The sequence below is a fragment of the Burkholderia sp. Ac-20344 genome, assembly GCF_017104975.1.
Classification (GTDB): Bacteria; Pseudomonadota; Gammaproteobacteria; order Burkholderiales; family Burkholderiaceae; genus Burkholderia.
The window spans coordinates 1-22,111 of record NZ_JAAGPP010000114.1 but is presented as its reverse complement, the minus strand read 5'-3'; the positions used below and the strand labels follow the sequence as shown (position 1 = coordinate 22,111).

14 protein-coding genes are annotated in these 22,111 nt (G+C 66.1%); 2 read left to right on the top strand and 12 right to left on the bottom strand.

Annotated features, from left to right (window positions below; all coding sequences use genetic code 11):
• Positions 1 to 777: 777 nt before the first annotated feature.
• From G3N64_RS28615 to G3N64_RS28605, 3 genes are read right to left on the bottom strand one after another with little or no spacing between them, the layout of a single operon-like run.
• Positions 778 to 2,235, bottom strand: coding sequence for an efflux transporter outer membrane subunit (locus tag G3N64_RS28615; RefSeq protein WP_205787036.1), 1,458 nt, complete (start codon positions 2,233 to 2,235; stop codon positions 778 to 780).
• Complete coding sequence (locus G3N64_RS28610; RefSeq protein WP_205787023.1) at positions 2,235 to 5,372, bottom strand: multidrug efflux RND transporter permease subunit; 3,138 nt, start codon at positions 5,370 to 5,372, stop codon at positions 2,235 to 2,237. The genes G3N64_RS28615 and G3N64_RS28610 overlap by 1 nt, the downstream gene beginning before the upstream one ends.
• Before the next feature lie 20 nt (positions 5,373 to 5,392).
• The gene (locus G3N64_RS28605; protein ID WP_205787022.1) at positions 5,393 to 6,592 is read right to left on the bottom strand and encodes a MexX/AxyX family multidrug efflux RND transporter periplasmic adaptor subunit; all 1,200 of its coding nucleotides are present in this window, start codon (positions 6,590 to 6,592) and stop codon (positions 5,393 to 5,395) included.
• A 150-nt stretch (positions 6,593 to 6,742) separates the two neighbouring features.
• Here G3N64_RS28605 and G3N64_RS28600 point away from each other — a divergent pair, with 150 nt between their 5' ends.
• Both G3N64_RS28600 and G3N64_RS28595 read left to right on the top strand, forming a co-directional pair.
• Positions 6,743 to 7,390, top strand: coding sequence for a TetR family transcriptional regulator (locus tag G3N64_RS28600; protein WP_205787020.1), 648 nt, complete (start codon positions 6,743 to 6,745; stop codon positions 7,388 to 7,390).
• A 338-nt stretch (positions 7,391 to 7,728) separates the two neighbouring features.
• Positions 7,729 to 8,991: a M23 family metallopeptidase gene (locus tag G3N64_RS28595; RefSeq protein ID WP_205787018.1), complete on the top strand. Its 1,263-nt coding sequence runs from the start codon at positions 7,729 to 7,731 to the stop codon at positions 8,989 to 8,991.
• Between the two features lie 180 nt (positions 8,992 to 9,171).
• Here the strand turns inward: G3N64_RS28595 and G3N64_RS28590 are convergent, their stop codons facing one another.
• From G3N64_RS28590 to G3N64_RS28550, 9 genes are all read right to left on the bottom strand, one after another.
• Positions 9,172 to 9,897: an amino acid ABC transporter permease gene (locus G3N64_RS28590; protein WP_205787016.1), complete on the bottom strand. Its 726-nt coding sequence runs from the start codon at positions 9,895 to 9,897 to the stop codon at positions 9,172 to 9,174.
• 2 nt (positions 9,898 to 9,899) lie between these two features.
• Positions 9,900 to 10,622 carry an amino acid ABC transporter permease gene (locus G3N64_RS28585; RefSeq protein ID WP_205787014.1) on the bottom strand — a complete coding sequence of 241 codons (723 nt, stop codon included), beginning with the start codon at positions 10,620 to 10,622 and terminating at the stop codon, positions 9,900 to 9,902.
• A gap of 94 nt (positions 10,623 to 10,716) precedes the next feature.
• A complete protein-coding gene (locus G3N64_RS28580; RefSeq protein WP_059682687.1) occupies positions 10,717 to 11,532 on the bottom strand; it encodes an ABC transporter substrate-binding protein in 816 nt (271 codons plus the stop codon).
• Between the two features lie 456 nt (positions 11,533 to 11,988).
• On the bottom strand, positions 11,989 to 13,293 hold the full coding sequence (locus G3N64_RS28575; protein ID WP_205787012.1) for an MFS family transporter: 1,305 nt from the start codon (positions 13,291 to 13,293) through the stop codon (positions 11,989 to 11,991).
• 232 nt (positions 13,294 to 13,525) lie between these two features.
• Positions 13,526 to 15,205, bottom strand: coding sequence for a SpoVR family protein (locus tag G3N64_RS28570; protein ID WP_205787010.1), 1,680 nt, complete (start codon positions 15,203 to 15,205; stop codon positions 13,526 to 13,528).
• The gene (locus G3N64_RS28565; protein WP_205787008.1) at positions 15,202 to 16,470 is read right to left on the bottom strand and encodes a YeaH/YhbH family protein; all 1,269 of its coding nucleotides are present in this window, start codon (positions 16,468 to 16,470) and stop codon (positions 15,202 to 15,204) included. The genes G3N64_RS28570 and G3N64_RS28565 overlap by 4 nt, the downstream gene beginning before the upstream one ends.
• 125 nt (positions 16,471 to 16,595) lie before the next feature.
• Complete coding sequence (locus G3N64_RS28560; protein ID WP_047900613.1) at positions 16,596 to 18,518, bottom strand: PrkA family serine protein kinase; 1,923 nt, start codon at positions 18,516 to 18,518, stop codon at positions 16,596 to 16,598.
• A 550-nt stretch (positions 18,519 to 19,068) separates the two neighbouring features.
• Positions 19,069 to 20,841: a methyl-accepting chemotaxis protein gene (locus tag G3N64_RS28555; RefSeq protein ID WP_205787006.1), complete on the bottom strand. Its 1,773-nt coding sequence runs from the start codon at positions 20,839 to 20,841 to the stop codon at positions 19,069 to 19,071.
• Positions 20,842 to 21,120: 279 nt separating this feature from the next.
• On the bottom strand, positions 21,121 to 21,981 hold the full coding sequence (locus G3N64_RS28550; protein ID WP_205787034.1) for a PfkB family carbohydrate kinase: 861 nt from the start codon (positions 21,979 to 21,981) through the stop codon (positions 21,121 to 21,123).
• Positions 21,982 to 22,111 lie beyond the last annotated feature (130 nt).

Genomic DNA, 22,111 nt, shown 5'->3' with positions numbered 1-22,111 from the left:
GTGGTGGCTCCCGTCCGTCACGAGGCCGCATTATCGAGATAATCATGAAAGTTTTCTGTAAATCATTGTCAAATCTGTCTGACAATGTTCGATTCAGCCCTCTAAACCCGCACTATTTCCCGACGATTTTCAATCCATCAACTTTTATCCGCAGTCCTTTTTTATTTCCCGGAAGCAATTGAAGATTAAAGATATTTTCGATCGACATCCCACGAAACCCCGCCTCCCCTTGCTGGCATTGGCTCCATTAAAATCATCAGCAAAAAGGACAAAACATTGTCCAGAGCCGCCATCGTTGTCCGAAGACAACGCCAATATCAAATCATTTTCAACAAACAGGAAATTAACCGGCGATTCAATCAATCCAATTCTTTCGCGCAAACGATTGCGAAATGAATACAAACGTTTTACCGCGACACTTTGCCGCCATCATTATTTCCAATACACGGATTAATTCGACCGTCAATTCCGGATCGTAAATCGCATGCGCAAGCGGTCGCCGGAACCCGACATCCGGGCCGCATTGCATGGGGGAAAGAAGGAAAAATGACCCGCACACGTTTGCGCGAGATTGCGACACGTGCGGCCGCCGGACGAGAGTCGTTCCGGAACGCGCACGTGCGCGCTGCAGCAGGATGCAAGACGTCCTGGCCGGCCTGTCAGTGGGGAAAGAGATCGCCAGAACAGCGATATCGGTCGAAGGAAGCCGCGGCGGCACGTCGAAGCGTACCGCCGCCGTCGTGCCGCCCGGCGCGTTGTCGCGTCAGGCGACGGGCATTACGCGGAAGCCGCGGCCTCTGCCGACGCCGGCGACCAGCCGCCTCCCAGCGCACGGTACAGCGTGATCGCATTCGCGAGCCTGAGCTGCTTGAGCCGGATCAGCTCCTGCCCCGACTCGTACGTGCTGCGCTGCGCGTCGAGCAATTCGAGATACGTCGCCACCCCACCCGCGTAGCGGCGCTCCGCGAGCTTCAGCCGCGCGCCGTCGGCCGCATACACGTCCTGCTGCGCGGCGAGCTGGCGATCGATCCAGTCGCGTGCGGCGAATGCGTCGGCCACTTCGCGGAACGCGGTCTGCACCGTCTTCTCGTAATCGGCCACCGCGATGTGCTTGCGCGCGTTCGCGACGTCGAGGTTCGCGCGATTGCGTCCGCCCGCGAAGATCGGCAGCGTGATGCGCGGCGCGAACGTCCATACGCTCGTGCCGCCGGCGAACAGGCTCGAGAACGCGTCGCTCACCGAGCCGTAGTCGGTCGTCAGCGTGATGCGCGGGAAGAACGCCGCGCGCGCGGCGCCGATCTGCGCGTTGGCGGCCTTGAGCCGCGCCTCCGCCTGCCGGATGTCCGGCCGCCGTTCGAGCAGCGCACTCGGTGCGCCGGGCGCCACGGACGCGATCGACAGCGTGTCGAGCGCGGTCGTGTCGCCCGGCACGTTGCGCGCGAAGTCGCCCGCGAGCAACTGCAGCGCCCGCACGGACTGCGCATGCTCGCGCTGCAGCGCGGCCTGCGACGCGCGCGCGGATGCCACCAGCATCTCGGCCGAGCGCAGCTCGATCGCGTCGCTCGTGCCGGCCGCATAGCGGCGCTGCGTGAGCGCGGCCATGTGTTCGCGCGCGTCCAGCGTACGCTGCGCCAGCGCGAGCTGTTCGTGCAGCGAGCGCTCCGATACATAAGCGCCGGCCACGTCGGCGATCACGCCGATGCGAACCGTGCGCTGTGCGTCAGCCGTCGCGAAATATTCGGCGAGCGCCGCATCCGACAGGCTGCGCACGCGGCCGAACAGGTCGAGCTCGTACGCGCTGACGCCGACGCCCGCGCGATACAGCCCGCTGATCGCGCTTTGGCGCACGACCGGATCGTACTGACGCGTACGGTCATAGCCCACATTCGCATCGACCGACGGCATCAGGTCCGCGCGCTGCACGCCGTACAGCGCGCGCGCTTCCTCGAGCCGGCCGGCCGCGACCCGCAGGTCGCGGTTGTTCGCAAGCGCCGCGTCGATCCATGCCTGCAATGACGCATCGGTAAAGTACGTGCGCCAGTCGTCGAGCAGCGCGGCATCGGCGGGCGACACTTCGGCCGCCGGTGCCGCGCTGCCGTCGACCGGCGCATAGTTGGCCGGCACCGGCGCCGCCGGCCGCTCGTAACGCGGCGCGAGCGTGCAGCCGGCCAGCGCGAGCGCGGCGGCCACCGCAACCTGGACTCGCAGCGCGGCGCGTGCATTCAGCGCAAACATCATTGAGAACCCTCCATCGTCGCCGGCTGCGCGCCGCCGCGCCGGCGCGGGCCGACGTCGAACAGGCGGCCGACGATCACGAAAAACAGCGGGACGAGGAACACCGCGAGCACGGTCGCCGTGATCACGCCGCCCAGCACGCCGGTGCCGATCGCCATCTGCGCGCCGGATGCGGCGCCCGACGCGAACGCGAGCGGCAGCACGCCGACGCCGAACGCCAGCGACGTCATCACGATCGGCCGCAGCCGCAGGCGCGCGGCCTCGAGCGCCGCATCGGCGAGCGACATGCGCTGCGCGACCAGGTCCTTCGCGACTTCGACGATCAGGATCGCGTTCTTCGCGGAGAGCCCGATCGTCGCGATCAGCCCTACCTTGAAGTAGATGTCGTTCGGCATCGTCCGCAACGTGACGCCGAGCACCGCACCGATCACGCCGAGCGGCACGACCAGCATCACCGCGAACGGAATCGACCAGCTCTCGTAGAGCGCCGCGAGCGCGAGGAACACGACGAGCACCGACAGCGCGAACAGCATCGGCGCCTGCGCGCCCGACAGCCGCTCCTCGAACGACTGCCCCGACCACGAGAAGCCGGTGCCGGCCGGCAGCTTCGCAGCGAGTCGTTCGATCGCGGCCATCGCCTCGCCGCTGCTGTGGCCTGCCGCGGCCGAGCCGTTGATCGTGAACGACGGAAAGCCGTTGTAGCGCGTCAGCTGCGGCGGCCCGAGCGTCCAGTGCAGCGTCGTGAACGCCGCGAGCGGCACCATCTCGCCACGCGTGTTGCGCACGCGCAGTTTCTTCACGTCGTCAGGATCGAGCCGGTGCAGCCCGTCGGCCTGCACGACCACGCGCCGCACCTGCGTGCCGTGCATGAAGTCGCCGATATAGTCGGAGCCGAACATCACCGCGAGCGTCGTGTTGATCTCTTCCATCGACACGCCGAGCGCGGACGCCTTCGCGCGATCGATGTCGAGCTTCAGCTGCGGCGCGTCCTGCGTGCCGGCGAACATCAGGTCGGTCAGCGCCGGATCCTTGCGGCCCGACGCGAGCAGTTGCTCGCGCGCGGCGCTGAACGTCGCGTAGTCGAGCCCGCCGCGGTTCTGCAGCCGGAAGTCGAAGCCGCTCGACGAACCGAGATCGGGCAGCGCCGGCGAGTTCATCGCGAACACCGTCGTGTTCGGCGTGCCCGCGAAGCGCTCGTTGATGCGTGCGACGATCGCCTGCACGTGATCGTGTTCGGTCTTGCGCGCCTTCCAGTTCTTGAGCGAGACGAAGATCATCCCGCCGTTCGGCCCTTCGCCGTACAGGTTGAAGCCGCCGAGCGCGAACGTATACGCGGCCGGCTCGTCGTTGCGGATGTATGACTCGACTTCCCGCACGCTCTGCATCGTTTCCGCGAGCGGCGTGCCTTGCGGCCGGATCACCATCACCATGAAGTTGCCCTGGTCCTCGTCCGGCAGGAACGCGGTCGGCAACTGCGTGAGCATCAGCCCCGCAGCGCCGGTCAGCGCGCCGTACACGACGAGCCAGCGCACCGGCTTCTTCAGCATCGTGCCGACCCGCGTCGCGTAGCGCTGCGTCGCGTTCGCGACGAAGCGGTTGAACCAGCCGAAGAAGCCGCGCTTCTCGTGATGGTCTTCGGACACGGGCTTGAGCAGCGTCGCGCACAGTGCGGGCGTCAGCGACAGCGCGAGGAAGGCCGAGAAGCCGATCGACACCGCGAGCGACAACGCGAACTGCCGGTAGATGTTGCCCACCGCGCCGCCGAAGAACGCCATCGGCACGAACACCGACGTCAGCACCACGGTGATCCCGACGATCGCGCCGCTGATCTGCTTCATCGCCTTGACGGTCGCGTCGTAGGGCCCGAGCCCCTCCTCGACCATCAGCCGCTCGACGTTCTCGACCACGACGATCGCGTCGTCGACAAGGATGCCGATCGCAAGCACCATCCCGAACATCGTCAGCACGTTGATCGAGAAGCCCGCTGCAACCATCACGCCGAACGTGCCCGCGAGCGCGACCGGCACGACGAGCGTCGGGATCAGCGTCGCACGCAGGTTCTGCATGAACAGGAACATCACGAGGAACACGAGCACGCCGGCCTCGATCAGCGTCGTGACGACCTTGTTCATCGACACGCGCACGAACGACGACGTCTCGTACGGGATCTGGTACTTCACGCCCGGCGGGAAGTACGCGGACAGCTCGTCCATCGTCGCGCGCACGCGCTTCTCGGTGGATACCGCGTTCGAGCCCGGCGCGAGCTTGATGCCCATCCCGGTCGCGACCTTGCCGTTCACGTACGACGGATAGTTGTAGTCGTTGCCGCCGAACTCGACGCGCGCGACGTCGCGCAAGTACAGTGCGGAGCCGTCGGCCTGCGTGCGCAGCGCGATCGCGCCGAAATCGGCCGGCGTCTTCAGCGGCGCATCGGCGAACACGGTCGCCGCGATCGGTGCGCTCGCCGGCACCGCGGTGCGGCCGATGTCGCCGATCGTCACGCGCGCGTTGTGCGCGCGCACCGCCGACGCGATGTCCGACGCGGTGAGGCCGTGCCCGGCCATCTTCACCGGGTCGGGCCAGATCCGCATCGCATACTCGGCGCCCCAGAACTGCACGCGGCCGACACCCTCGACGCGACGCAGCGCCTGCACGACGTTCGCCGACGCATATTCGCCGAGCTGCACGTCGGTCATCCGGCCATCGTCGGACGTCAGCGATACCACGAGCTGGATGTTGTCGGCAGCCTTCTCGACCTGGATGCCGTCGCGCCGCACCGGTTCGGGCAGCCGCGCCTCGACCGTCTTCAGCCGGTTCTGCACTTCGACGGCCGCGAGATCGGCGTTCACGCCCTGCTTGAACGTCAGGTACAGCGACGCGGCCCCGGCACTGCTCGTCGCCGACGTATACATCAGCCCCGGCGCGCCGTTCATTTCGCGCTCGATCAGCGCGGTCACCGATTCTTCGACGACCTGCGCGGACGCGCCCGGGTACGTCGCATAGATGCTGACGACGGGCGGCGCGATGTCCGGGTACTGCGCAACGGGCAGCGCGCGGATCGCGAATGCGCCGCCCAGCATGATGAAGATTGCGATCACCCACGCGAAGACGGGGCGATCGATGAAGAAACGTGCCATGGTGGTCTGGTGTGAACCGGTCAGGTTTGACGGGCGGCCGCCTGCGAAGCGGCCGCTGCCGGCGCCGCCTTCGACGGCGGCGCCTGCTCGACGGGCTTGACGGCCGTATCGGGTGCGAACTGTGCGGCGTTGTCGACGATCACGCGCTCGCCGCCCGCGAGGCCGCGCGTGATGCGCCAGTCATGGCCGCTCATCTGGTCGGCTGCGACCTCGACGTCCTTGACCTTGCCGTTCGTGCCGACGACACGCACCGACGTGCGATCGGTCGTGCGCAGCAGCGCATCGCGCGGCACGAGGATCGCCCGCTGGTCGACCGCCGTATCGAGCGCGATCCGCACATACGCACCCGGCAGCAGCTCACGCTCCGGATTCGGGAACAGCGCGCGCATCGCGACGGTGTCGGTAGTCGGATCGACCGCGAGATCGCTGAACAGCAGCTTGCCCTTCAACGGATATGCGGTGCCGTCGGCGCGCAGCAGCGTCACCGCGATATCGTGCTGCGCAATGCCCGTCGCACGCCCGCTCTTCACTGCGCGGCGCAACGCGTCGACGTCGGCGGCCGGCTGCGAGAAATTCACGTAGATCGGATCGAGCTGCTCGACGGTCGTGAGCGGCGTCGCCTCGTTCTGGCCGACGAGCGCGCCTTCGGTCACGAGCGCGCGCCGTGCGCGGCCCGCGATCGGCGCGGTGACGGTCGCATAGTCGAGCTGCAACTGCGCCCGGGCGAGCTCCGCCTTCGCGGAGGCCACCTCGGCCTTCGCCTGGGTATCCGCCGCAACGGCTTCGGTGTGGTCGCGCTCGCTCACCGCGCGGTCGCGCACGAGATCGTCGTAACGGCGGCGTTTGTCGGTCGCCGCGAGCGCGGCGGCCTGCGCCTTCGCAAGCGCACCCTGCGCGGCATCGCGTGCGGCCTTCAGCGGCGCGGGATCGATGCGGAACAGCACCGCGCCCTGCTTCACTTCCTGGCCTTCCTCGTAGGTGCGCGCGGTGACGATGCCCGCAACCCGCGCGCGCACTTCCGCCTGCCGGTACGCATCGAGCCGGCCCGGCAATTCGACGGTCATCGGCACGGCAGTCGGGCGCACCGTCACGACCGTTACCTGTTTCGCGGCCTCCGGCGCGGCGTCCTTGTCGCCCTTTCCACATCCGGCCAGGGCCAGCACGGCCGCCAGCGCGAACGGCGCCAGTCGGTGGCGCAACAGGGAGCGATTGTTATTCATGTGTGACCTCGGATCGTTCGCCACCGATAAAATGCGGCGGCTCAGGGTGGCCGATTATAATCAGTCACGACTGATTAAATACACGCTGTTTCAATCTGACCGTCACACTGTCTCAATAAAACGACAGCGAACTGTAAGGAATTTCAGGACATGGCCCGCAAGACCCGCGAAGAATCGCTCGCCATCAAGCACCGGATCCTCGACGCCGCCGAGCTCGTGCTGCTCGAGAAAGGCGTTGCGCAAACCGCGATGGCGGACCTCGCCGAGGCCGCCGGGATGTCGCGGGGCGCCGTCTACGGCCACTACCGCAACAAGATGGAAGTGTGTCTCGCGATGTGCGACCGCGCGTTCGCGCGCACGTCGGAAGGTTTCGACGCGGGCGACGGGCTGCCCCCGCTCGCCACGCTGCGGCGCGCCGCCTCGCACTATCTGCAGGAATGCGGCCAGCCGGGACCGATGCAGCGCGTGCTCGTGATCCTCTATACGAAGTGCGAGCAGAGCGAGGAAAACGGCGCGCTGCAGCGGCGCCGCATACTGCTCGAATTGCAGATGCTGCGGATCACGAAGGCGCTGCTGCGCCGCGCGATCGCGGCCGGCGAGATCGCCGCCGATCTCGACGTGCATCTGGCCGCCGTCTATCTCGTGTCGCTGCTCGAAGGCGTGTTCGCGTCGATGATCTGGACCGACCGGCTGCGCGGCAACCTGTGGAACGACGCCGAAGCCATGCTCGACGCCGGTTTCGACGCCGTACGCACGTCCGCCGCGCTGCGCCGCCGCGCGCACAAATTGCCGGACTGACGGGAATTGTCGTAATAAATGCTGATTTAACCCGATTTACCGCACTGCGAAACGAATGAACCGACCCCCTTTAAAATTTTTAACGTTTCGCGGAACATCGGTAGACTGACGCTGTCATCTTTCTTTAGCGTCTTCGTGATAACCGGGTTCGACCCGGTATGCACGCCGCCGTTCGAAGCGGGCCCGCCCCGCGTGTTGGGTCGAACGGAAACGATACAGGCCCCTGGCGGGGCCTGTTTTGTTGCACGCCCGCCGCCCGCCCCGTCGCTGCCCGACGGATGTGCCGCCGGTGGCCCCTGCCCACACCCCTTTGAACCGCTTTCCTGGATGTGGACACCTTGGTCAAGTCTGTCGCTAACCCTGATGCTTTCGCGCCCGGCCGCGCGCAGCGCGTCGCGCGCGCGCTCATCCCTGCCGCCGTGCTCGGCGCCCTCGCCGCACTCGGCCTCGCCGCACTGCCGGCCGTGTCGCAACTGCCGGGCGCCGTCGACTCGGGCACGGCCGCGCTGCCGCAGCGCGTGCTGTCCGACACGCCGTTTCCCACCGCGCAGCATTTCGTGACGAGCGAGCTCGCCCGCACGATCGGCGAGCGCAACGATACCGGCGCACGCAACGACCGCAGCCAGCAGCCGGGCCTGTTCGCGCCGCTCAGCGCACACCGCAACGACATGCTCGGCTATGCGAACCTGTTCCAGTTCGCGGCCCCCGAAAACCAGCACGGGATGCGCGCGGGCGACATCGAACTCACACTGTCCGATACGCTGAACCGGCTCGACGTGCCGCCCGAGGTGCGCATCCAGCTCGGCGATCTCGTCAGCGGCAAGGTCGCGATGCGTGCGAGCGCGCAGCGCGGCGACTACTACCGTGTCGCGTTCGATACGAACGACGGCACGCCGCGCCTCACCGCATTCGAGCTGCGCGTCGCCGGCCGCACGTTCGGCGCGATCTGGTTCCGCGCGCCGGGCGCCGAGCACGGCGCGTACTACGCGCTCGACGGCTCGCCGCTCGAAGCCGCCGCATTCACGATGCCGGTCAAGTGGACACGCATCAGCTCGTTCTTCGGCGAGCGCATCCATCCGCTGTCGCAGGCTATGGCATTCCATACGGGCGTCGATCTCGCCGCGCCGAGCGGCACGCCCGTCGATGCGGCGGCCGACGGCGTCGTGTCGTTCGTCGGCACCGATCCGGGCGGCTATGGCCGCTACGTGATCGTCGATCACGCCGACGGTTACTCGACCTACTACGCGCACCTGTCCGCGTTCGCACATGGCCTCAAGACAGGCGAGACCGTGAAGCAGGGCCAGCGCATCGGCTCGGTCGGGATGACCGGCGCCGCCACGGGCCCGCACCTGCACTTCGAGGTGCGCGTCGCGAACGATCCGGTCGACCCGCTCGTCACGCTCGCGAGCGCGCAGACGGCGCTGTCCGACATGCAGCTCACCGCATTCCGCCAGGAAGCGGCGCAATGGCGCTTCCGTCTCGCGTCGATCAGTACGACGCCGTTCGCGTTCGCGCGGAACGACGGGCCGCTGTGGGGCGATTTCGCGACCGACACCTCGACGCTGCGCGCAGTCTTCAATACGCATTACTCGGCGTCGTGACGCGCCTGCCGCGCGCCGTCGCTCGACGAGCAGCGGCGCGCGGCAAGCCCTCTACCCTCCTTGTTCGTACTGCCCGCCGGGCCCGACCTGTCCGGCGGACTGTCCGCTGCACACATTCCCGGCACTGCCTCATCGTCGATTCGAAACGGCCGCGGCAATGGCCGGCACTGCAGCATGCCGTTATCGCGCGGGTTCCGTGTAATCGGCCGCCGCGTGCGCGGCGCGTTGCGCGCGCGGGCGGCGCGACAGCAGCCAGCGTGCCGCGCCGTCGAGCGACGTGCACAGCACCAGGTAGATCAGCGCGACGAACAGGAAGATCGGCGCCGGATACACCATCAGCCGGTTGTTCACCTGCGTCGCGACGAACGACAGCTCCGGCACGCCGACGATATACGCGAGCGACGTGTCCTTCACGAGCGCGACCCACTGGTTGACGAACGACGGCGTCATGATCCGGATCGCCTGCGGCAGCAGCACGTAGCGCACCGTCTGCCAGCGCGTGAGCCCGAGCGACAGCCCGGCCTGCCATTGCCCGTCGCCGGCCGCGACGATGCCCGCATGCACCGCGTGCGCGAGATACGCGCCGCCGATCAGCGCGAGCGCGCACACGACCGTCGCGAGCCCCGGCACGTCCATGTGCAGCAGCATGGGCATCAGGAAGTAGGTCCAGAAAATCAGCATCAGCACCGGAATCGCGCGGAAGAAGCCGATGAACGCGAGCAGCAGCACGCGTGCGGGGCCGCGCGCGTGCGCCATTGCAACGCCGAGCGCGATGCCGAGCACCGCCGATGCGACGGCCGACGCGATGGCGAGCAGCAGCGACAGCGCGGCGCCGCCGAGCGGCCCTTCCGGGAACGCGCCGACGAGCAGGTACGGCAGATTGGCGAGCAGCAGCGAAAAATCCATCGTCAGCGCCCCGCTCCCAGCCGGTCGCGCCATTGCGTGGCGGCATACGCACCCGCTTCGATCGCGGCCACCGCCGCGACGTACAGCACGGTTGCCACGCCGAATGCGGCAAAAGTCTTGAACGTCTCGGTTTCGACCTGCCGCGATGCATACGACAGCTCGGCCACGCCGATCGCCATCGCGAGCGACGAGTTCTTCACGAGATTCATGTATTGGCCGAACAGCGGCGGCAACGCGATGCGCACGGCCTGCGGCAGCACCACGTAGCGCAGCGACTGCATCGGCGTGAGGCCGAGCGCGGCCGCCGCATCGTGCTGCGCGCGCCGCACGCCGCGCAGGCCGGCTTCGCATTCCTCGGCGACGAACGCGGCCGTATACGCGCTCAGCCCGACCCAGCCCGCGACGAATTCGAACGACGGCCACGCGAGCGTGAACGGCCCGATGCTCAACGCATGGCGCGCGTTCAGCCACGCGATCCACGTGTCGGGCAGCAGCGACGCGACGCCGAAATACCAGAACAGCAACTGTACGAGCAGCGGCGTGTTGCGGAACGTGACGACATATGCGGCCGCCACTGCGCGTGGCGCCGTGCCGCGCGCATGCCGCATGACCGCGAGCAGCAGCCCGCCGGCGGTCGCGGCGACGGCCGACGCGGCCGCGAGGCCGAGCGTCAGCAGGAAACCCTGCCAGAGCCAGGACAGATATTTGGGAGCCAACCCGAGCATGCTGTGTTGCGGGCGCGAAGCGCGCGATCGGAAGAAACGGAAAAGCGCCGCGAGACCGAGGGTCCAGCCGTTCGCGGCGCGCGTGCGATGCGGATCAGGTCTTGTCGCCGATCCGGAAGATGCGCGTGAGCGGCGTCTTCGTCGTCGGCCCGAACCATGCGTCGTAGATCTGCACGGCGCGGCCGTTCGCCTCGAGCCCCTTCAGCGTGTCGTTGACGAAGCCGAGCAGGCGCGTCTCGCCCTTCGGCACGCCGACGCCCATGTAGTCGTTCGAGATCGTGAACGCCGGGATCTCGTAGTTCTGCTTGTCGGGCACGTTCGCGAGCAGCCCGATCAGCTTCGGCCCGTCCTGCGTGATCGCCTGCACGTTGCCGGCGCGCAGCGCGGCGAACGCGAACGGCGTGTCGTCATACGCGACGATCGTCGCCTTCGGGAATTTCTCGCGCAGCGTGATCTCGTTGGTCGTGCCCTTGTCGGCGCCGACGCGCAGCCCGTTCAACTGGTCGGCCGATTTCAGCACGCCCTTCTTCGCGAGAAACTGCTGGCCCGACGAGAAATACGGAATGCTGAAGTCGACCTGCTTCGCGCGTTCGTCGGTGATCGTGAAGTTCGCGAGCACGAGATCGACCTTGCCGGACGTCAGGAACGGGATGCGATTCGCGGGGTTGGTCGGCTGGAGTTGCAGCTTCACGCCGAGCTTGTCGGCGAGCGCCTTCGCGTAGTCGACGTCGAGGCCGACGATGTGATTGCTTTTGCCGTCGACATAGCCGAACGGCGGGTTGCTGTCGAACGTCGCGACGCGCAGCACACCGGCCTTCTTGATATCGTCGAGACGGTCCGCATGTGCGACGGTGCCTGCGGTAATGAGCGCAGCCCCGACGAGCCACGTAGCGAGCGTATGGATTTTCATGAACACGACCTGATTTGTTATGAAGGCCGCCGCGGATCGCGCGGCGGCCCGGTTCAAAGAACATCGCGACGGAGTGTGTCGTCGCGAAGCCGCTAACGTATCAGCGCGTATAGCGAATCCGAACCAACAAATGGTGCTTTGCTCAGCGGGTTTCGTGATGAGGCATGCGGGCCGCATGCAATGCATGCGCACAAAAAAAGACGCCCGCTGCACGCAGCGGGCGCGAATCCCAGTCAAGGAGGTGTCACACGAACTACGGGCTCAGAATAAAGGCATCGCCCGCGGAGGACAACGAAGCGATTGCGATATCGATATCGCACGTCCGGCGATGAGCTTGCACGCGCCCCGATGCGAACACGCCGCGCATGAAAAAACGGCGCGCCGCCTGCGTGGCGGAGCGCCGTCCTGTTGCAGGTTGCCGGTCGATGCAGGCAGCCCTGCCGGGCTGCCCTTCCATCACGGCTCGTGACGCAGATACCCTTCCTTGCTCGGATCGCGCATCCGCCACGACACGATCAGCGAGATCGCGCACAGCACGGTCACGTACCAGTAGAAGGTTTCCTCGCTGCCGATCGACTTGAACCACAGCGCGACGTATTCGGCCGAGCCGCCGAAGATCGCGTTCGCGACCGCGTACGACAGGCCGACGCCCATCGCGCGCACTTCCGGCGGGAACATCTCGGCCTTGATCAGCCCGCTGATCGACGTGTAGAAGCTGACGATCGCGAGCGCGACCGTGATCAGCACGAACGCGGCCACCGGGCTCGTCACGTCCTTCAGCGCATGCATCAGCGGCACCGTGCCGATCACCGCGAACGAACCGAACAGGATCATCGACGTGCGGCGGCCAATCCGGTCGGACAGCGCGCCGAACACCGGCTGAATCAGCATGTAGACGAGCAGCGCGACGGTCATCACGTTGCTGGCCGTCTTCGCATGCATGCCGGCCGTGTTCACGAGGTACTTCTGCATGTACGTCGTAAACGTGTAGAAGATCAGCGAGCCGCCGGCCGTGAAGCCGACCACCGTGAAGAACGCGCCCTTGTGCTGCCACACGCCGCGGATCGTGCCCGCGTCTTTCTTGTCGCGCGATGCGGTCGTCGACGTCTCGTCGAGCGACTTGCGCAGGTACAGCGAGATCAGCGCGGCCGCCGCGCCGACCACGAACGGAATGCGCCAGCCCCACGCCTTCAGTTCGTCGCCCGACAGCGTCTGCTGCAGGATCACGAGCACGAGCAGCGCGCACAGCTGGCCGCCGATCAGCGTCACGTACTGGAACGACGCGAAGAAGCCGCGGCGGCCCTTCAGCGCCACCTCGCTCATGTAGGTCGCGCTCGTGCCGTATTCGCCGCCCACCGACAGCCCCTGGAACAGCCGCGCGACCAGCAGCAGCGCCGGTGCGAGCGCGCCGATCTGCGCATAGGTCGGCAGCACCGCGATCACGAGCGAGCCGCCGCACATCATCAGCACGGAAATCATCATCGCGTTGCGGCGGCCGTGGCGGTCGGCGATGCGGCCGAACAGCCAGCCGCCGATCGGGCGCATCAGGAAGCCGGCCGCGAACACGCCCGCCGTGTTCAGCAGCTGCGTCGTCGTGTTGCCGCTCGGGAAGAACGCCGGCGCGAAGTACAGCGCACAGAACGAATAGATGTAGAAGTCGAACCACTCGACGAGGTTGCCCGACGAGGCGCCGACGATGGCGAACACGCGCCGCCGGGTGTCATGCGCGGACAGCGCAGCTTGGTCGGTCTGGACGTCCATGGATTGGTCAGTTCCTTTTAGTGCTTTCTGGGCGAGACGGCCGGGGCCGCCGCGTTCGGTCGCATGTGGCACCGGTTCCGGCGCACGGCGCTATGGGATTTTAGCGAAATGTAAAGTAACAGGCTCTCCGGGTTCGTCCCGATGTAGAAGATTTTTCTCTTGCCATGCGTTCGTCATATGAAAACGCCAGCCCGCGGGCTGGCGTCCGATGCAAACATTCCGCGGGCGATCTTCAGATCCGCACCTCCGGCGGCACGTAGCGGCACTCGTAGCGCTTGCGCACGGTGCCGGCCTCGTCGACGCTTTCCAGGAACACGTCGAACTGCCAGAGCCGCGCCATGTGCTTGAGCACCTCGTCGCTGTCGTTCGACAGGTGGCGGTTGTCGGTCATGAAGTGGCGCAGCGTGAGGCTGCGGTCGCCGCGCGTGTTCACCGCCCACACCTGGATGTTCGGCTCGCGGTGATGGATGTCGTACTGCCTCGACAACGCCTGCCGCACGTACTGGTAGCCCGAATCGTCGTGGATCGCCGACACCTCGAGCGAGTCGCGCATGTCGTCGTCGAGCACCGAGAAAAGCCGCATGTCGCGGATCAGGCTCGGCGACAGGTACTGCGCGATGAAGCTCTCGTCCTTGAAGTTGCGCATCGCGTAGTGCATCGCCGGCAGCCACGGAGTGCCCGCGATCTCCGGAAACCACTTGTAGTCTTCTTCCGTCGGCGCTTCGCAGATCCGCCGGATGTCGCTCATCATCGAGAAGCCGAGCGCATACGGGTTGATCCCGCTGTAGTACGGCTTCGTGACGGGCGGCTGGTAGACCACGTTGCTGTGCGAATGCAGGAACTCCATCATGAAGCCGTCTTCCAGCTTCCCCTGGTTGTACAGCGTGTTCAGCAGCGTGTAGTGCCAGAACGTCGCCCAGCCTTCGTTCATCACCTGCGTCTGCCGCTGCGGATAGAAATACTGGCCGATCTTGCGCACGATGCGGATCACTTCCCGCTCCCACGGCTCGAGCAGCGGCGCATTCTTCTCCGCGAAATACAGCAGGTTCTCCTGCGGCTCGGGCGGATAGCGGCCTTCCTGCTCTTCCATCAGCTCGGGCTTCTTGCCCGGCAGCGTGCGCCACAGTTCGTTCACCTGCGACTGCAGGTACGCCTCGCGCTCGCGCCGCAGCGCGGCTTCCTTCGACAGCGACGGCTTCTGCGGCCGCTTGTAGCGGTCGACGCCGTAGTTCATCAGCGCATGGCACGAATCGAGCAGTTCCTCGACGCGATCGAGGCCGTAGCGCTCCTCGCATTCCGCGACGTAGTTCTTCGCGTACACGAGATAGTCGATGATCGCGTGCGCGTCGGTCCACAACCGGAACAGGTAGTTGCCCTTGAAGAACGAGTTGTGCCCGTACGCCGCGTGCGCGATGACGAGCGCCTGCATCGTCATCGTGTTCTCTTCCATCAGGTACGCGATGCACGGGTTCGAGTTGATGACGATTTCGTACGCGAGCCCCATCTGGCCGCGACGGTAGCTCTTCTCGGTCGACAGGAAGTGCTTGCCGAACGACCAGTGACGGTAGTTGACCGGCATCCCGACCGACGCATACGCGTCCATCATCTGCTCCGCGCTGATCAGTTCGAGCTGGATCGGGTAGATGTCGAGCTCGTATTGTTCGGCGACCTGCGAGATGTGCGTGTCGTATTCCTCGAGCAGTTCGAACGTCCAGTCGGACGGGCACGGCAACGGCTTGCGTTCGGCAACGTTCATACGCGCTTCCTTTTGCCCGGAACCGGGCAAGTCGGCGGCCGGCGGCGGCGGTTCGGCCTGCGCGCGTTGCTGCGGTGCGGCAGGGCCGGCCGGGTCGTCGCCGGAAGGGCGCGGCGCATAGCCGCGCGACTCGTTGTGCAGATGGCGGGTCGTCATGACATTTCCACCTGCTTTTCGAACAATTCGCGAAACACCGGGTAGATGTCGGCAGCCGATTCCACTTTTTTCATCGCGAGATGCGGTTGCGACAGGGCCAGTTGCGCGTATTCCAGCCACAGGTTCTGCTCTTCCGGCGCGACCTGGATATACGCGAAGTAACGCGTCTTCGTGAGGATATCCTCTTCCAGGATTTTGCGACACTTGGGCGAATCGTCGGTCCAGTTGTCGCCGTCGGACGCCTGCGCGCCGTAGATGTTCCACTCGGTCGGCGAGTAGCGCTCGTTCATCACCTTGCGCATCAGCTCGAGCGCGCTCGACACCACCGTGCCGCCGCTCTCGGTCGAATGGAAGAAGGTGTCCTCGTCGACTTCCTCGGCACGCGTGTGGTGACGGATGAACACGACCTCGATGCGCTCGTAGTTGCGCTTGAGGAACAGGTAAAGCAGGATGAAGAAGCGCTTCGACAGGTCCTTGCGCTGCTCGTCCATCGAGCCCGACACATCCATCAGGCAGAACATGACGGCCTGGCTCGACGGTTGCGGCTGCTTCACGCGGTTGATGTAGCGCAGGTCGAACGGATCGATGAACGGAATCCGCCAGATGCGCCCCTTCAGGTGATGGATCTCGGCCTCGAGCACCGCGATCTCCGCGCGCCGGTCTTCCGGATCGATCTTCATCGCCTCGAGCTGCGCCTCGAGGTCGCGCAGCTCGTTGACGAGCGGCGAGCCGAGCGCGATGCGGCGCCCGAGCGCGCTCCTCAGCGAACGCACGACATCGATGTTGTTCGGCGTGCCTTCCGCCGACCAGCCCGCGCGCACGTTCTTCCAGCTCGGCACCGTCAGCAGGTGCGTCTTCACGAGGCGCGGCAGTTCGAGATCGTCGAAGAAGTACTGCATGAACTCGTCACGCGACAACTCGAACACGAAGTCGTCCTGCCCTTCGCCCTCGTTGCTCGCCTGACTGCCTCCGCCGCCCGAGCCGCCCTGCGGACGCGGGATCTTGTCGCCGCGCACGTAGTCCTCGTTGCCGGGGTGCACGTATTCACGACGCCCGCCAGGCGCGTGCCGGAAATTCGGCTCCGCGATGTCCTTGCGCGGGATCGTGATGCTCTGCGTGCTCTGGATATCCTTGATGCTACGGTCGCGCACCGCGTCGGACACGGCACGACGAATGTAGTTCTTGACGCGACGCAGAAAGCGTTCGCGGTTGGCGATACTCTTGTTCTTGCCGGCCAGCCTGCGGTCGATGATTTGATGAAGCACTCCCGGTCTCCCGCTCGAAAGTCGATATGCCGGGACGCTCGCCGCACATGCCGTCTCCCGTCATGCCGGCGGCGTCTCTGAAAACACCCGTACGGCGACGCCATACGGGCGCGGTACCGCGCGCGTCATGACGACTTGCGCACGCGCAGGTACCAGTCGCAAAGCAGCCTCACCTGCTTCGGCGTATAGCCCTTCGCGACCATCCGGTTCACAAAGTCCTCATGCTTGCGCTGTTCCTCCGCCGAACCCTTTGCGTTGAACGAAATCACCGGCAACAGTTCCTCGGTATTCGAGAACATCTTCTTCTCGATCACGACGCGCAACTTCTCGTAGCTCGTCCACACGGGGTTCTTGCCGGCATTCGCCGCCCGCGCACGCAACACGAAGTTCACGATCTCGTTGCGGTAATCCTTCGGATTACTGATGCCGGCCGGCTTCTCGATCTTCTCCAGCTCCGCGTTCAGCGCGGCGCGATCGAAGCTCTCGCCCGTGTCGTGGTCGCGGAACTCCTGGTCCTGGATCCAGAAGTCCGCATACGTGACGTAGCGGTCGAAGATGTTCTGGCCGTACTCCGAATACGACTCGAGGTAGGCCGTCTGGATCTCCTTGCCGATGAAGTCCGCGTAGCGCGACGCAAGCACGTCCTTCACGAAGGACAGGTACTTCTGCTCGGTTTCCGGCGGGAACTGCTCGCGTTCGATCTGCTGTTCGAGCACGTACATCAGGTGCACGGGGTTGGCCGCGACCTCGCTCGAATCGAAGTTGAACACGCGCGACAGGATCTTGAACGCGAAGCGTGTCGACACGCCCGTCATCCCTTCGTCCACGCCCGCGTAGTCGCGGTATTCCTGGTACGACTTCGCCTTCGGATCGGTGTCCTTGAGGTTTTCGCCGTCATACACCTGCATCTTCGAGAACAGGCTCGAATTCTCCGGCTCGTGCAGGCGCGACAGCACCGAGAACTGCGACATCATCTTCAGCGTGCCCGGCGCGCAGACGGCCTCGGCCAGCGACGAGTTGCGGATCAGCTTCTCGTAGATCTTGGTCTCTTCCGAGACGCGCAGGCAGTACGGCACCTTCACGACGAAGATCCGGTCGAGCAGCGCCTCGTTGTTGCGGTTGTTGCGGAACGCCTTCCACTCCGACTCGTTCGAGTGCGCGAGGATGATCCCGTCGAACGGAATCGCGCCGAAGCCCTCGGTGCCCTTGAAGTTGCCTTCCTGCGTGGCGGTGAGCAGCGGGTGCAGCACCTTGATCGGCGCCTTGAACATTTCGACGAACTCGAGCAGGCCCTGGTTCGCCAGGCACAGGCCGCCCGAGTAGCTGTACGCGTCGGCGTCGTCCTGCGCGTACTGTTCGAGCTTGCGGATATCGACCTTGCCGACCAGCGACGAGATGTCCTGGTTGTTCTCGTCACCCGGCTCCGTCTTCGCGATGCCGACCTGCCGCAGGATCGACGGGTAGCGGCGCACCACGCGGAACTGGCGGATGTCGCCGTTGTATTCGTGCAGGCGCTTGACGGCCCACGGACTCAGGATGTTCTTCAGGTAGCGGCGCGGAATGCCGTACTGTTCCTCGAGGATCGGGCCGTCTTCGTCGTAGTCGAACAGCCCGAGCGGCGATTCGTTGACGGGCGAGCCCTTCAGCGAATAGAACGGCACGCGCTCCATCAGTTGCTTCAGACGCTCGGCGATCGACGACTTGCCGCCGCCCACCGGGCCAAGCAGATAGAGGATCTGCTTCTTCTCTTCGAGCCCTTGTGCAGCGTGGCGGAAATAGGCGACCACCTGCTCGATCACCTCCTCCATTCCGTAGAACTCACGGAAGGCGGGATAGACCTTGATGACCTTGTTCGCAAAGATCCGCGACAGGCGCGGCTCGTTGCGGGTATCGATGTGTTCAGGTTCCCCGATTGCTGCCAGCATGCGTTCACCAGCCGTCGCGTACGCGGATGGATCGTTCTTGCAGAGCGCGAGATACTCCTCCAGCGAGAGCTCTTCCTCTCGCGTTTTTTCGAAGCGGTTCGCGAAGCTGCTGTAAATATCCATGCTACCTCCCTCGCCTGAGTCTGAAGACGTGCCTGCCTTCGTACGACTGCGCAGAAGCAAGCGCGTTCGAATTCATCCTAAACCCTTTCTTATTTTTTTTCACGAACTCTTCGTATGAAGTGCGTCATTCTCGACAACACCGCTTGGACAACACATTTCGTCGTTTTACAATCGATCTCCCGAGCCGCAGAAACTGCATCCGTCGCGTCTCGTCGAACGACGGAACGTCTTGTGCGTTGGACACATCCGACGTCGTCACTTCCCCCTTCATCCCTAGACGTTCGAGCGGTCGTTTGCGACGACACGTCGCGCGCGCCGTTACAAATTTTTTTCGCAGTGCCCTTACGGAGATACCCGTACAACGAATGCGGGAACGTCACATGCACCCATGCACGCGTCCGTCGATGCAGGTCACGCGATGCACGCGACGACGCACGCTCGTGATTCATGCACGTCGCCTGTCACATTTTTCCGCCGCGGAAACGACGACGCCCGCAGGTCGCGGGCGTCGTTCGTCACCAAATGGGGATAGATGCGCGGCGCGCGCGAATCAGAAGGTTTCCCAGTCGTCCGCGTCAGCGGTAGCGGCAGTCTGCGCCGGCGCAGCAGAGGCAGTAACGGGCTTGCGCACCGGCGCCGCGGCGGCCGCGCGCTTCGGCGGTGCATCGCGATCGTCGCGCGCCGCAGCCTGGACGGGCACGGCAACCGCGGCCGCGGGCGCGCGCGGCGCGTGACGCACCGCCACCGGAGCCGGAGCCGCCGCGCCCGGGCGCGCCGCGTCGTCGTCGAGCTGGAATACCGCTGCCGTTTCACGCAGGCGCCCGGCCTGTTCGTCGAGCGATTGCGCGGCAGCCGCGGCTTCCTCGACGAGCGCCGCATTCTGCTGCGTGACCTCGTCCATCTGCGCGACCGCGCGCGCCACCTGGTCGATCCCGCCGCTCTGCTCCTCGGACGCCGCTGCGATTTCGCCCATGATGTCCGTCACGCGCTGCACGGCACCGATCACGTCGCTCATCGTGCGCCCTGCTTCGTCGACCAGCGTGGAGCCCGACCGGATGCGCTCCACCGACGCGTCGATCAGCACCTTGATCTCCTTGGCCGCGGCCGACGAACGCTGGGCCAGGCTGCGCACCTCGCCCGCGACGACGGCGAAACCGCGGCCTTCCTCGCCTGCCCGGGCAGCTTCAACCGCCGCATTCAGCGCAAGAATGTTGGTCTGGAACGCGATTCCCTCGATGATCGCGATGATGTCCGCGATCTTCGCCGAGCTGTCGTTGATCTCGCCCATCGTGCCGACCACCTGGCCGACCACCGTATTGCCCTTGTTTGCAATCTCCGACGCATTCGCGGCCAGCGAACTGGCCTGGCGTGCATTGTCCGCGTTCTGTTTCACGGTGCCGGTCAGCTGTTCCATGCTCGACGCGGTTTCCTGCAGCGCCGCGGCCTGCTCCTCGGTGCGCGACGACAGGTCGATGTTGCCGGCCGCAATCTGGCGCGCCGCGGTCGCGATCGACTCGCTGCCGCCGCGCACGGTGCGCACCGTATCGACGAGCCCGCGCTGCATCTTGCCGAGGCCCGCGAGAAGCTGGCCCATCTCGTCATGCCGATCCACGACGATCGGCCGGCGCAGGTCGCCGGCGGCAATCGCGTCGAAATGCGCGAGCGCGTCGGCAATCGGGCGGCCGATCGCGCGGCTCAACGTCAGCCACGACACCACCGCGGCGACGAAGCCGGCCAACAGCGCGACGATCGCCAGCACGCGCACCGTGTCGTACACCGATTCCGCGTGATCGAAGCTGGTTTGCCCGTCAGTGAACTGGAAGTTGCGCAGCGCCTCGCTCGCCATCGCGAGGTCGTTGAAGCGCGCCTGGAGCTGCTTCGCGCCGTCGCCGATCCGGTCGGCCTGATTCGCGCCGATCACGCTCGCGAACGCATCGCACTCGCGCTGCAACGCCTGCCGCTTCGCGGCGAGGTCCTGGGCGAGCCGGTCTTCCTCCGAGCCGCGCGGCAACGCGAGGTACTTCTGCCACCAGGTGTCGGACTGCGCGCGCATCGCGCGGCTTCGCTCGATAGCCGCCGCCGCGTCCGGCGTGTTGATCAGGAGCGCCGCACGATCGAGCGCCAGGCGTTCGCGCGCGGCGTAGATCTCGGCCACCGAGACGTCGACCGCGCTGGGCATCAGGTTCGCGAAAATATCGCGCGTCGTATCGTTCGCGCGCGTCATGCCGTACACGCCGAGCCCGCCGACCACCCCCAGGAGCACCGCCAGAAACGCCATCGTGAAACCGATGCGCGCACGAATCGTCAGGTTTTTGAACACCATCATCCTTCCTGTGTTGCGTCGTGATGGACGGGCCAGGCCCGTCGCTTCGAAGCATTGCTTCACCTGATGCATTTACGACCATGCACAGCACAACTTGATGGTGTTTCCGTTATTTTTTCGAATTATTCGTCTGTTTATTACAAAATGCTGAACGAATACTGCACGCTTCGGCGTGTACCGGAAGCAAGTCGATGGGAACGCTCTCCGCTGCCGGCGAGCGTCGCAGATGCGCGGCCGGCCGTCGTTGGCGACGAACCGGCTGCGCTGCGCGATCAGGCCCTATTCGGCCAGCTCGGCAAGCGTGGGAATCGACGGTTGCGCCCCCGCTCGCGTGACCGACAGTGCCGCTGCGCGTTGCGCGAAGCGGATGGCCGTGTCGACGTCCGCGCCGGCCGCGAGCCGCGCGGAAAAGCCGCCGATGAAGGTATCGCCGGCGGCCGTCGTGTCGACGGCCCGTACGGCCGGCGCCGGATAATGCCGCGCCGCGCCATCGGCCGTCAGCGCAAGCACGCCGCGCGCGCCCAGCGTGACCAGCACGTTGCGCGCGCCGCCTGCCTGCAGCACGCGCGCGGCGGCTTCCGCCTCCGTCGGGTCGCGCACCGGCAGTGCGGTCAGCGCGGCCGCCTCGACCTCGTTCGGGATCAGGTAATCGACGAGCGGCAGCCAGCCGTCCGGCAGCGGTGCGACGGCCGGGGCCGGGTTGAGCACCACCGTGCGGCCGAGCCGACGCCCGGCCGACAGCGCCGCGAACACCGCGTCCGGCGGCGTCTCGAGCTGGCAGATCAGCACGTCGGCCGACGCCAGTGCGACCTCGTGCCGTGCGATCGTTTCGGTCGTGACCTCGCCGTTGCCGCCCGCGACGATCACGATCGCGTTCTGGCTCGCATCGTCGACGACGATCAGCGCAACGCCGGTCGATGCCGACGCGCCCGTCGCGAGCCCCGCGCAGTCGATCCCCTCGGCTTCGAGGCCCGCGCGCAGCGCCACGCGGCGGCGGGCGCGACGCGCGGCCGGCCGCGCCCCGAACCCCGCGCCGGGGGGCGCCTCGAGCTGGCGGACCGGCCCGGCGGCCGCCGCCGGGGCGCCCCCGAGCCGGCGGGTCGTTTCGGTGGTGCCCGCGCCGTCGCCGCCCGCGACCATCACGCCCGCGTTCTGGCTCGCGTCGGCGACGACGACCAGCGCAGCGCCGGTCGATGCGGCCGCGCTCGTCGGGAGCCCCGCGCAGTCGATCCCCTCGGCTTCGAGGCCCGCGCGCAGTGCCGCGCCGTGC